Origin of the sequence: Herbaspirillum chlorophenolicum (assembly GCF_001189955.1) — a bacterium.
In the GTDB taxonomy this organism is placed as follows: Bacteria; Pseudomonadota; Gammaproteobacteria; order Burkholderiales; family Burkholderiaceae_D; genus Herbaspirillum; species Herbaspirillum chlorophenolicum.
Window position 1 is genome coordinate 78,309 of record NZ_LFLT01000020.1, and the last position, 10,651, is coordinate 88,959.

The 10,651-nt window shown below is 64.0% G+C and carries 8 protein-coding genes; 2 read left to right on the plus strand and 6 right to left on the minus strand.

Translation table 11 applies throughout. The annotated features are described in order from the left end of the window. Position 1: 1 nt before the first annotated feature. Both lgt and AKL28_RS13775 read right to left on the minus strand, forming a co-directional pair. On the minus strand, positions 2-823 hold the full coding sequence (lgt, locus tag AKL28_RS13770; RefSeq protein ID WP_050468724.1) for a prolipoprotein diacylglyceryl transferase: 822 nt from the start codon (positions 821-823) through the stop codon (positions 2-4). Between the two features lie 65 nt (positions 824-888). Then, positions 889-1,791, minus strand: coding sequence for a LysR family transcriptional regulator (locus AKL28_RS13775; RefSeq protein WP_156226342.1), 903 nt, complete (start codon positions 1,789-1,791; stop codon positions 889-891). A 181-nt stretch (positions 1,792-1,972) separates the two neighbouring features. Here AKL28_RS13775 and ilvD point away from each other — a divergent pair, with 181 nt between their 5' ends. Beyond that, on the plus strand, positions 1,973-3,643 hold the full coding sequence (gene ilvD, locus AKL28_RS13780) for a dihydroxy-acid dehydratase (protein WP_050468726.1): 1,671 nt from the start codon (positions 1,973-1,975) through the stop codon (positions 3,641-3,643). Between the two features lie 182 nt (positions 3,644-3,825). Continuing rightward, positions 3,826-4,140, plus strand: coding sequence for a c-type cytochrome (locus tag AKL28_RS13785; RefSeq protein ID WP_050468727.1), 315 nt, complete (start codon positions 3,826-3,828; stop codon positions 4,138-4,140). A 130-nt stretch (positions 4,141-4,270) separates the two neighbouring features. Here the strand turns inward: AKL28_RS13785 and cls are convergent, their stop codons facing one another. The 4 genes from cls to AKL28_RS13805 all read right to left on the minus strand — a co-directional run bounded on the left by cls (position 4,271) and on the right by AKL28_RS13805 (position 10,614). Next, positions 4,271-5,659, minus strand: coding sequence for a cardiolipin synthase (gene cls / locus AKL28_RS13790; RefSeq protein ID WP_050468728.1), 1,389 nt, complete (start codon positions 5,657-5,659; stop codon positions 4,271-4,273). Between the two features lie 317 nt (positions 5,660-5,976). Then, positions 5,977-8,610 (minus strand): PepSY domain-containing protein, encoded by a 2,634-nt coding sequence (locus AKL28_RS13795; RefSeq protein WP_050468729.1) that lies wholly within the window; start codon positions 8,608-8,610, stop codon positions 5,977-5,979. 233 nt (positions 8,611-8,843) lie between these two features. Then, the gene (locus AKL28_RS13800; RefSeq protein ID WP_050468730.1) at positions 8,844-9,680 is read right to left on the minus strand and encodes an alpha/beta hydrolase; all 837 of its coding nucleotides are present in this window, start codon (positions 9,678-9,680) and stop codon (positions 8,844-8,846) included. A 25-nt stretch (positions 9,681-9,705) separates the two neighbouring features. Next, complete coding sequence (locus AKL28_RS13805) at positions 9,706-10,614, minus strand: LysR family transcriptional regulator (protein ID WP_174525365.1); 909 nt, start codon at positions 10,612-10,614, stop codon at positions 9,706-9,708. Positions 10,615-10,651: the final 37 nt, after the last annotated feature.

Sequence of the window (10,651 nt, forward strand, 5' to 3'; positions counted from 1 at the left end):
GCTATCCGGCCTGCGCGGGCGCTTGTGCCTGCTGCTTGTTGCGGTAGGCTACAACCAGCAGCAGGATGCCCAGTACGATCATCGGCACCGACAGCATCTGCCCGGCCGAGATGGTGAAGCCGGCGAAATGCACCTCGTAGTCCGGCACGCGGAAATACTCGGTGAAGAAGCGCGCGCAGCCGTACAGCAGCGAGAACATGCCGGCCACCGCCATGCGCGGACGCGGCTTGCGCGCGAAGAACCACAGGATGATGAACAGCAGGATGCCGTCCACCAGCATCTGGTAGATCGGCGATGGATGGCGCGGGATGTTGTCGACGTTGGGCCAGATCATCGCCCACGGCAGCGACGGGTCTGCCGGGCGGCCCGGCAGTTCGGCGTTGATGAAGTTGCCCAGGCGGCCGGCGGCGTAGCCCAGCGGCACCATCGGTGCGATGAAGTCCATGATGTCCATCAGGTGGCGGCCGCGCTTGCGGCCCCACAGCCACATTGCCAGCAGTACGCCGAGGAAGCCGCCGTGGAAGGACATGCCGCCTTTCCAGACCGCGATCATGTCGGCCGGATGGGCAAAGTAATACGCCGGGTTGTAGAACAGGATTTCACCCAGGCGGCCGCCGATGACCACCCCCAGCACGCCGTAGAACAGCATGTCGTCCAGATCCTCCTTTTTCCAGCCGACCGCGGCGATATGCGGCTGCCTGATGCGGATGCGGCCGATGGCGATGAACTGGGCGAACGCCAGCAGGTACATCAGGCCATACCAGTGGACGGCGAGCGGGCCGATCTGGAGGGCGATCGGGTTGGGCATGGGGTGGATCAGCATGAATTCGGTCTTTCAATGATGGGCGGGGCGGGGATGCATTTGGAGCATGCGCTCCCCTAACAAGTTCAGGCGGATGGTTCCAGCAATTCAAGGAAGGCTCGCAGCACGGTCGACTGGCTGTCGCGCCGCCAGGCCAGGCCGGTCTGGATTTCCGGCGTCGGATCCGACAGCCGGCGATAGTCGACCCCCGGCCGCTTCAGGTTGGATACGGATTGTGGCACAAGCGCCATTCCCATGCCAGCCGACACCAGGCCGACGATGGTCTGCATCTGGATCGCCTCCTGGCCGATGTGCGGCGTCACTCCGGCATCGCGAAAGCACGAGAGGATGGTGTCGTGGAAGGCCGGCGAGATGCGCCGCGGGAAAATGATCAGCGGCAGCTCGCGCAGGCTTTTCAGTGCGACGGCGTCGCGCCCGCGCACGGCGCCGGCGGGCAGCGCGGCGATCAGCGGTTCGGACAGCACCGGGCGATAGTCGAGCACGGCCGCCGCCTTGTCCGGCAGCGGCGGCAGCAGCAAGCCGGCGTCGATCTTGCCTTGCATCAGGTCTTCCAGCTGGATGTCGGTAGTGGCTTCGCGCAGGTCGATCTGCACCTGCGGGTAGCGCGCGCGGAAACGTTGCAGCAGCGGCGGCAGGATGCTGTAGTCGGCGGTCGAGATAAAGGACAGCGAGAGCAGGCCCGAGGCGCCGCTGGCGGCGCGGCGCGCCAGGTCGGGCAGGGCGGCCGCCTGTTGCAGGATGCGCTGGGCTTCCGGCAGCAAGGCCTCCCCGGCCGGGGTCAGCGCCACGCTGCGCTTGGTGCGCAGGAACAGCGGCGTCCCCAGCATTTCCTCCAGCGCGGCGATGGCTTGCGACAATGGCGGCTGCGTCATGTGCAGCCGGATGGCGGCGCGGCCGAAATGCTTTTCTTCGGCAACGGCGGTGAAGTAACGCAGTTGGCGCAGTTCAAGGCGGGTGTCGGAGGGCATGGGAGCGGCTTTCTGATATCTCTGGCGTATTAATTGTCGATGAATAATATATTTGACAGGCTGATAAGTACAAGCGCAATCTCAGAACAGGTTCTACCCCAGCCAGAACTCCTTCCCGCCAGGATTGCCATTCCTGGCGGAACAACACAGAGAGTTCACTTTGTTCAACCAGGAGACCCCCATGCCATACAACCGCCGTTCCAAAAATATCACCCAGGGCGTTTCGCGCAGCCCGAACCGTTCGATGTACTACGCGCTGGGCTACGAGAAGGACGATTTCGACAAGCCGATGATCGGCGTGGCCAACGGCCACTCCACTATCACGCCATGCAACTCCGGCCTGCAGAAGCTGGCCGATGTCGCCATCTCGGCCATCAAGCAGGCCGATGCCAATCCGCAGGTATTTGGCACGCCGACCATTTCGGACGGCATGTCGATGGGCACCGAAGGCATGAAGTATTCGCTGATCTCGCGCGAAGTCATCGCCGACTGCATCGAGACCGCCGTCAACGGCCAGTGGATGGATGGTGTGGTGGTCATCGGCGGCTGCGACAAGAACATGCCGGGCGGCATGATCGCCCTGGCGCGCACCAATGTGCCGGGCATCTATGTCTACGGCGGCACCATCAAGCCGGGCAAATGGAAGGGCCGCGACCTGACCATCGTCTCTGCCTTCGAAGCGGTGGGCGAGTTTTCCGCCGGCCGCATGTCGCAGGAAGATTTCGACGGTATCGAACGCAACGCCTGTCCGTCTTCCGGCTCCTGCGGCGGCATGTATACCGCCAACACCATGTCGTCCTCGTTTGAGGCACTGGGCATGGCGCTGTTCTATTCCTCGACCATGGCCAACCCCGACGACGAGAAGACCGGCTCCGCCGCCGAATCGGCGCGCGTGCTGGTGGAAGCGGTCAAGAAGGACATCAAGCCGCGCGACATCATTACCCGCAAATCCATCGAAAACGCGGTTGCCCTGATCATGGCCACCGGCGGCTCGACCAACGCCGTGCTGCACTACCTGGCCATCGCCCATGCCGCCGAGATCGAATGGAGCATCGACGACTTCGAGCGCATGCGCAAGAAGGTGCCGGTGATCTGCGACTTGAAGCCCTCGGGCAAGTACGTCGCCACCGACCTGCACCAGGCCGGCGGCATTCCGGCCGTGCTGAAGGTGCTGCACCAGGCCGGCCTGCTGCATGGCGACTGCCTCACCATCACCGGCAAGACGCTGGCGGAGGAACTGGAAAGCGTGCCGGCATTGCGTGCCGACCAGGATGTGATCCACCCGATCGACCGGCCGTTGTACGCACAAGGCCACCTGGCGATCCTCAAGGGCAACCTGGCCACCGAAGGTTGCGTGGCCAAGATCACCGGCTTGAAGAACCCGGTGATCACCGGTCCGGCGCGCGTATTCGATGACGAGTACAGCGCCATGGACGCGATCCTGGCCGACCAGATCAAGCCGGGCGACGTGCTGGTGATGCGCTATCTCGGCCCCAAGGGCGGCCCCGGCATGCCGGAGATGCTGTCGCCGACTTCGGCGCTGATCGGCAAGGGATTGGGAGAATCGGTCGGGCTGATTACCGATGGCCGTTTTTCCGGCGCGACCTGGGGCATGGTGGTCGGCCACGTGGCGCCGGAAGCGTTCGTCGGCGGCGCCATCGCGCTGGTCCACGAAGGCGACTCGGTCACCATCGACGCCCACCGGCAACTGATCCAGCTCAATGTGCCCGACGCGGAAATCGACAAGCGCCGCGCGGCCTGGAAGCAGCCGGCCCCGCGCTATACGCGCGGCGTGCTGGCCAAGTTCGCGGCACTGGCTTCCACCGCCAGCAAGGGTGCCGTCACCGGCTGACTCGCCCCGCTTGCGCCGCAAATGGGGTGGATGTATCGACATGGGATTTGATCTATGACAGATATACGCACAGGGAGATAATAGGGGGGCCTCCAAGGCAGGTAGAATAGGCCCCGTCTGTGGACTTCCTCGCACCTCTTGCGAGCGAAGGTCCGGCCGTTCAAGAATGCTGAGGAGACCCTATGAAATACCTGCTGTTGATCGCCACCCTGGTCGCCGGATCGGCCATTACCGCCGAGGCGCTGGCCAACCCGCAATTGGCCAAGTCCAAGAACTGCATGGCTTGCCATTCGGTCGACAACAAGATCGTCGGCCCCGCCTTCAAGGATGTGGCCAAGAAATATGCCGGCCAGAAGGATGCCGAAACCAAGCTGGCGCAGAAGGTCCTGAGCGGCGGCGGCGGCGTGTGGGGTGCGGTGCCGATGCCGGCCAACAAGGGCCAGGTCAGCGAAGCCGAAGCGCGTGAACTGGTGAAATGGATACTGACGCTGAAATAAGCGCCGGGCCGCAAGCAGTTGCAGCATGACATCGCGAGGCCTCCGGGGCTCGCTGGTTGATGAGGTTGAGGAAACGCGATGCGTTTCCTCTTTTTATTTGTGCGCCCACATCAAGGCTGCACGCAGGCCTTCACAGGAGCCGTGCCCACACGCTGGCACCGAATTCCTTCATGCGTTCGCTGACCGGACGCTGTTCCCATTCTTTTAGCGTGATCTCCTTCGAGGCGCCAAGGTCCCGGTCGAACATGCCTTTCGCCTGTGCGCCGAATTGCGGGCTGAGGATGACGGCATTGATTTCCTGGTTGTAGACGAAGCTGCGCCAGTCCAGGTTGGTCGAGCCGATGGTGGTCCAGACGCCGTCGATGATGGCGGTCTTGGAATGCAGCAGGGCATCCTGGCGCTCATAGATGCGGATGCCGGCGCCCAGCAGCTCTTCATAGAACGAGCGCGAAGCGTACAGCACCAGCGAGGAATCGCTCCTGGACGGCAGCACCAGGCGCACATCGACGCCGCGCTTGACTGCATTCTTGAGCGCCTCGCGCAGTTGCGGGTCGGGCACGAAATAGGCGTTGGTCAGGTAGATCGAGGATTCGGCATGGTTGATGGCCGAGATGAAGGTGGCATAGATCACGCTGTAGGGATCGTCAGGAGAACTGCCTATGGCGCGCACGATCTCGCCGCCGGCCGCGGCGACCTTGGGAAAATAGGCGTGCTCACCGAGGTCAGGGCCGTGCTGTTTGTTCCAGGTTTCCATGAAGAGCTTTTGGAATTCCAGTGCGGCCGGGCCGTCGATGCGCACCTGGGTGTCGCGCCAGGGGATCTTGTCGCCGTTGTCATCGGTTTGGATTTTTTTCTTGTGGCGGCCGAACGAACCGCTGGAATACACGCTGCTGATGTTGATGCCGCCGACGAAGGCGGTCTTGCCGTCCACTACCAGCAGCTTGCGGTGGTCGCGCTGGTTCACGGCCCAGTCCTTGCGCGCCAGCGTGGGATTGAGCGGATTGAATTCGAGCACGTTGATGCCGGCATCGATCATCGGCTGGAAAAAGGCGCGTGGCGTGTTGAGCGCGCCTACGCTGTCGTACAGGAGGTTGACCTGCACGCCTTTCTTCTGCATCGCGATCAGCATCCCGGAAAACTGGCGTCCCACCTCATCGTCTTCCATGATGTAGGTTTCCATGTTGATGTGTGAGCGGGCGGCCTGGATCGCTTGTGTCATGGAGGCATAAGTGGCCGGACCGTCGATGAGCAGCGTGACCTTGTTGCCGGTCACCAGCGGCGCGCCGGTGATCGCCCCTTCCACCGCCAGGTGGCGGTCCAGGATCGTATTGTTGCCGTTCTGCTGCTTGAGCCTGTCCAGCGCGCTCTTGGCCTGCTCTTCGGTGAGCACGCCGTTTCCGCCCTTCATCCGGATGTTCTTTGCCGAACGCATCTCCATGTCGGGAACGATGGTCGGCAGCGAACCGCAGCCGGCCAGCAGCGAAGCGGCCAGGACGAGCGCGAGCGTTGCGGCATGCATGCCGGTTCGGCTTGTATTTTTTATTCCGGCCAGGATGTTCATGTCTGTTTCCGGTATCGCGGCGCCGTGACGCCGACGCGCGCATGGCAGTCGTAAAAAGGAGCGCATGCTTGGGCCGAGTATAGGTGGGGGATCTGCCGCGCTCCAGAGGGGGGCGCCGCTTTTGCGGCGGAATCGGCGTATTCCTACAGAGGAAAGCGGAGCTTGCCTACAGGCCTTGTGGCAAGGACGAAGGCCGTGATGAGATGGGGAAATCCAGGAGGCGGAGGAGGAGTGGATACGCCTGGCAAGGCGTATCCGCATCCGTCAGGGCAGCGTCAGTAGACGTCGCGCCGATAGCGGCCCTGTTCGATCAGGTCTTCCACTGCCTGCTCGCCCAGCACCTCGGCGAGCGCGGCATCGACACCAGCGGCCATGCCTTCCAGGCTGCCGCAGACATACACCACGGCGCCGTCGGTGATCCAGCGGCGCAACTCGTCGGCCGCTTCGCGCAGGCGGTCCTGTACGTAGACGCGCTGGTTCTGGTCGCGCGAGAAGGCCAGGTCCAGCCGCGCCAGCTTGCCATCGGCCAGCCATTGCTCCAGCTCGTCCTGGTAGAGGAAGTCGTGGCGGCGGTTGCGTTCGCCAAACAGCAGCCAGTTGCGTGCGTGGCCGGCATGGACGCGCGCGCGCAGGTGGCCGCGCAGGCCAGCCATGCCGGAGCCGTTGCCGATGAAGATGGCCGGCGTATCGCCCCCGGCCGGCGCGAAGTTGGCGTTGGCCACCAGGCGCACGTCCAGCGGGGCGCCCACTTCCGCATATTCGGTCAGCCAGCCCGACGCCAGGCCCAGGCCGTCCTCGTGCCGCGCCTGGCGCACCAGTAGGTGCACCGCGCCGTCTTGCGGTACGGAAGCGACCGAATAGCTGCGTGCCGCCAGCGGCTGCAAGGTGTCGGCCAAGGCTTGCGCATCGCGGGCATTGGCTGCGGCATGGCCGACGGGCAGTACGCTGCGCGCCAGCAGGTCTTGCAGGGGGAGGCGTGTGCCTTTGCTGTCGACGACGATGCGGCCATCCAGCTGCAGCCGCTGCAGCAGCAGTGTGATGCGGTCGGCTGCATGGCGCGGCAGGATCTCCGCCAGTGCGCCCGGCTGCCATGCGTCGTTGGCGACATCGGCTGTGCGCAGCTCGATGTGGAAGATCGGCCCGCCCTGGCTGCCGTGGTTCAACTGCAGGCGTTCCGAGAGCGACCAGGCATGCCATCCTTCCTGCGGCCGTGGCGCGGATGGGGCGGCAGACGTGGTCGCCGAGGCGACGGCGGCAGCGGTGACGATGCCGTTATCGGCCAGCATCTGTTCCCATTTTTGCAGTGTGCCGCTATCCATGCGGTCTACTTCAGTCAGCGGGAACAAGGCCTTGGCGCCGCGGTTGCGCAGCCAGTGGTCGAGCGTGTGGCCAAAGCCGCAGAACTTGGCGTAGTTGCGGTCGCCCAGCGCCAGCAGCGCATATTCGACGTGGGCCAGCGATTCGCCCGAGGCTGCGCGCATGCGGCGCTCAAAGGCGCGCGCGCTGTCCGGCGCTTCGCCTTCGCCAAAGGTGCTGGCGATGAACAGGATGCGCGGATGATGGCGCAGTTTTTCCGGTGTCATGCGCGCCAGCGATTGCACCGTGGCCTGGGCGCCGGACTGGCGCAGCAACGCAGCGGTATGCAGGGCGACGCGCTCGGCCTGGCCTGCTTGCGAAGCATAGGCGACCAGGTACTGGCTGTCCTGTGCGCCGTCATTGCCGGCCGGCGTTGCGGCGACGCCGGCCTGTTCCAGCGCGGCGCGTTCGGCGCGCAGTGCCGCTTTCTTGCGGCGGCGGTCGAGGTACAGCATCCAGCCGGTGATGCCGAACAGCGGCATCATCAGGCTGGCGATGGTCATGATGATGCGGCCCGGCAGGCCGAAGAAGGTGCCCATGTGCAGCGGGTAGATGGCGGCGATGAATTTGCCGCCGGCGCTTTTGTCTTCATACAGTTCGAGCTGTTTGACCTCGCCGCTTTGCGGCAGCACCGTCATGCGGCTGCGTGCACGCTCGTGCGGGGCATGTTCGCCGAGGAAGAGGATCTGCACCGGTTGCGTCGCTTTCTCGGGCAGGCGCAGCTGGGCGTTCTGGTAATGCGGCGCCTTGGCCAGGAAGGCGTCCCAGGCCAGCGTCAGGTCCAGCGGCGCCGGGGAGTCTTCCTTGTCCTTGTGGCTGCGTTCGCCGCCTTGCTGCTTGCCGCCACCGCCGGCGCGCTGCGCCTGCGGTGCACGTCCTTCGCCAGCCAGCGTGTTCACGCCCTGTTTGAACCAGTCCAGCGCCCAATAGGCGCCGGTGATGGAGAAGATCACATACATCACCAGCGCCCAGGTGCCGATGATGGAGTGCAGGTTCCACAGGAAGGAACGGCCCTGCAATTTGAAGTCCAGCCTGAACCAGGCCTGCAGCGACAGCGGCCGGCGCGGCCAGCGCAGGTAGAGGCCGGACAGGGCGAGCGTGAGCAGCGCCAGCGCCAGTGTGCCCAGCACGATCTTGCCGATCTCCGTCGGCAGCAGCAGCCAGCGGTGGAAGCGTTCCACGATCTCGAAGAATTCCATGCCCGTCACCGGACCGGACACCTGGCCGGTATAGGGATCGACATAGCGCGCTTCGCCGCGGCGCACGCCTGGCGGCGGTGCGAACACCACGCGTGCGGAGGCGCCGGCTTCGGGCGTGAGCGTGATCGAGGTGACGCGGCGGCCGGGTTCGGCGGCGCCGATCTTTTCCAGCAACTGTTGCGGCGTCAGCGGCTGTTGTTCGCGTACCTTCACGTGCATGACGCCGGGGCTGAGCGCATCCATGATCTCTTCGCGGAAGGAGAGCACGGCGCCGGTGAGGCCGATGGTCATGAGGATGGTGCCGGCGGTGATGCCGATGAACCAGTGGATTTGGAACCAGATATTCTTGAACATGCTCGTGCGGCGTTGGGCTGCGTGTGGTCGGGCAGCGTATTGTTGTTCGATGGTTGTCGGGCTGGACCCCTTGTTCTTCCATCGGAAGAATCGCCCGTAAAGCCGTTGCAGGCAGGCAATGCAGGGAGAACGCTATTATAAATTACCGCAAATGATAATGATTGGCGTTTATTTAAAAAGATCGGCCGCCGGCATGCTTGACGAACAGGCAATGCGACGAGGCTGGCGCGCGATCAGCGGGCCTGGACCATTGCCAGCATGGCGCGGGTCAATGCACTGCCTGCATCCGCCGCCACATCGATGATGCTCAGATGGTGCGCGCCAGGCGCCTCGGCGATGGCCACTGAATGGTCGGACTGGCGCAGGCTGGCCGCATAGGCATCGCGCTGGCGCCGGAATTCATCGGATTCGAGGCCGCCGGTACAGAGCAGCGTTTTCACGCCGGACGGCGGCAGCAGGCGGATCGGGCTGGCCTGGACGGCATTGTCGGGAGACAGATGCATGATCTCGTTGAGGTAGCTCAGCCTGACCGGTTCCAGGTCGTAGATGCCGCTGATGCCGCAGACTCCCTTGACCGGCACCGGCCCCAGCGCACCGATGAGCGTGGCCAGGTGGCCGCCGGCCGAATGGCCCATGAGCCAGATGGCATCCGCATCGAAACCCAGGGCGCCGGCCTTCGCATGCAAATACTGGAGCGCGGTCGCGCAGTCGACGGCAATCGCGTCTATCCGTACCTGCGGCGCCAGCCGGTAATTGATCAGTGCAACATTGATTCCTGCCTGCAGATAGGGCAGGGCGAGGTGGCTGAACAGGTTCTTGTCCAGCGAGCGCCAGTAGCCGCCGTGAATGTACAGCACCAGCGGCCGGCCATTGGCGCTGGCGGGGAAGAAGTCGAAAGTCTGCAGCGGGTCGCCGCCGTAAGGCACGTCGGCCAAATGCGGATGGGATGTCCGGGCGGCCAGCGCTTGCTGCGAGAAACGGTCGAAGTAGTCCTGGAAACCGGTGATGCCCAGCCTCACGTTGTATTGCAGGTCCAGCGCTTCACGGGTGTACTCGCGGTAGATGTTCATGTGATTTCCTGTGCGGTCGTTCTGATCATTCGGCGAAATGCTCGGAGATGAAGCTGCGTAGCCACTGGTTGCCTTCATCCTGATTGTAGCGGCGATGCCAGAAAATATTGGTCTGCAGCGACGGCAGGCGCAGCGGCGGCTTGATGTAATGCAAGCCGAACGGTACGGCGGCGCTTTCAGCCAGCTTGCGCGGCACGGTGACCACCAGGTCGGTGGTGCTGACAATATAGGGCACGGCAGTGAAGTGCGGCACGCGGAAACGCACGCTGGGCAACACCCCGGCCTTCTCCAGGTTCTGGTTGATGCGGTCGTAGGGGCTTTCCTGCGACGACACCATCAGGTGTTCGGCTGCGAGGAATTCCTTCAGCGTAATGTCGGCCCTGTTGTCCAGCACATGGCCGATACGGAACATGCTCACATAGTTCTGGCGGAACAGCCGGCGCTGGTAAAGCGCGCCGGAGACATTGTCGAATGCGCCGATGGCCAGGTCCACGCGGCCCGACTCCATTTCGCTTTTCAGGTCGATGGCGCCGGCGCGCACCGTGCTGATGCGTACGCCCGGCGCCAGCCGGCCGCAGGTTTCGATCAGCGCCGGCATGAAATAGACCTCGCCGACGTCGGTCATGGCAATCGTGAAATGGCGCTGGCTGGACTGCGGTGAAAACCCTTCATGCAGGTTCAGCGCGCGCGAGACTTGCTGCAGGGCTGCCGCCACCGGTTCGGCCAGGTGTTCGGCGAAAGGCGTGGGCTGCATGCCTTGTGCGGTGCGCACGAACAGTTCATCCCCGAAGCTGCGCCGCAGGCGCGCCAGCGCATTGCTGACGGCCGGCTGCGACAGCCCCAGGCGACGCGCCACGGAGGAGATCTGGCGTTCCTGGAATACTTCCTGGAAGACCACCAGCAAGTTGAGGTCGATATCGCGCGGTTCGATCATGGGCAGGCGTCCGTAAGAGCGTGTTTATGATCTCGTT